Annotated in this window: 1 protein-coding gene; it reads right to left on the reverse strand. The window is 68.1% G+C overall.

The window, feature by feature from the left end; translation table 11 throughout:
* Positions 1 to 1,875 (reverse strand): condensation domain-containing protein (locus A5760_RS11230; protein WP_155764301.1); only part of this gene is annotated, 1,875 nt, incomplete at both ends.

Raw genomic sequence — 1,875 nt, forward strand, 5'->3', positions numbered from 1 at the left:
AAACAGCGGATGATGCGACGCCGAGCGCACCGGGTTGAGCTGCTCGACCAGCAGCTCGAACGGCACATCCTGGTTGCTGTAGGCATCCAGCGCCTTCCGCCGCACCTGCTCGAGCACCTCATGGAACCGCTGTGCAGAGTTGACACCCACCCGCAACACCCAGGTGTTGACGAAAAACCCGACCAGCTCATCGAGCGCCGGATCCATCCGCCCGGCGATCGGGGTGCCCATCGTGACGTCCTCGCCGGCCCCGGCCCGGTGCAGCACCACCACCATGGCTGCCTGCAACACCATCGAGGCGGTCGCGTTATGCGCCGCCGCCAACGCCTTGATCCCCGCCCACAGCCGGGGGTCGAGGTGTACGCCGACCTCATCACCGCGGTAACTGGGTACCGGCGGGCGCGCCCGATCCGCCGGCAGCGACACCACCTCGGGCAGATCGGCCAACTCCTGCCGCCAATACGCCAGCTGCCCGGCGATCACACTGTCGGGATCAGACTCGACGCCCAACCAATCTCGTTGCCACAGCGTGTAATCCGCATACTGCACCGGCAACGGCGCCCACGCCGGGGCCGCGCCCTGCCGCCGCGCCCGATACGCCTCGCCGATATCCCTGGCCATTGGAGCCAGCGACCAGCCATCAAAAGCGATGTGGTGCACCACAATTCCCACCACATGCTGCTCGGGGCCCACCGCATAGATCTGGGCACGAATCGGGATCTCGGCCGACAAATCAAACCGGTACCCCGCCAGCGCCGCTAACTCGCCGAACAGATCCTGCTCGGTTAACGACACCACCGCCGCGTCCCCGCGCCGCCACATCCCCGCTTCGGCCGGGACCACCTGCTGCAGCGGCATACCGTCGATGTCGGGGAATATGGTGCGCAGCGATTCGTGGCGGGCGATCACATCGTCCAGGGCCGCGCCCAACGCCTCGACATCCAGGACTCCGTTGATCCGAAACGCGGTCGGCATGTTGTAGGTCGCCACCCCGCCCTCGAACCGGTCGAGGAACCACAACCGGCTCTGCGCAAACGACAACGGCACCGCTGTTGGTCGCGCGCCGGCCACCAACGGCTTACGCCCGTCCCCATCCGCGCCGATGCGGGGCGCCAACTGGGCCACCGTCGGCGCCTCGAACACCGTACGCACCGCAAGGTGAGCATCCAGGGCGCTGTTGACCGCCGCGATCACCCGCATCGCGGAAAGCGAATCCCCACCCAGATCGAAGAAGGAGTCGTCGACACCGACCCGCTCGAGCCCGAGCACCTGGGCGTAGATGCCGGCCAGGATCTCCTCGGTCGCCGTACCCGGGGCGCGATAGCCATCGCCCGAGGCGTATTCGGGCGCCGGCAGGGCCCGGGTATCCAGCTTGCCGTTGACCGTCAACGGCAGCGCCGCCAACGCCACCACCGCCGCCGGGACCATGTAGGCCGGAAGCCGCTCGGCGAGCGCACTACGCAGCTCCGCCGGATCGGCGGTCCCGGTGACATAGCCCACCAGCCGCTTGTCGCCGGGACGGTCCTCACGGGCGATCACCACCGCCTGCTCCACCCCGGCCAGCCGGGCCAGCGCCGCCCGGATTTCACCTAGCTCAATGCGATACCCGCGGATCTTCACCTGCTCATCGGCGCGACCCAGATAATCCAGCTGCCCATCGGCGCCCCAACACACCAGGTCTCCGGTGCGATACATACGTTGTCCCGGCGCTTCCGCGCCGGCGAACGGGCACGCCACAAACCGAGACGCCGTCAACCCAGCGCGGCCCACATAGCCGTACGCCAGCCCGCCGCCGGCCACATACAACTCCCCGACCACCCCGGCCGGCACCGGACGCAACGACGCGTCCAGCACAAAAAAGCCCAGATGCACCAA

This window comes from Mycobacterium colombiense (assembly GCF_001665835.1).
Taxonomy (GTDB): domain Bacteria; phylum Actinomycetota; class Actinomycetes; order Mycobacteriales; family Mycobacteriaceae; genus Mycobacterium; species Mycobacterium colombiense_A.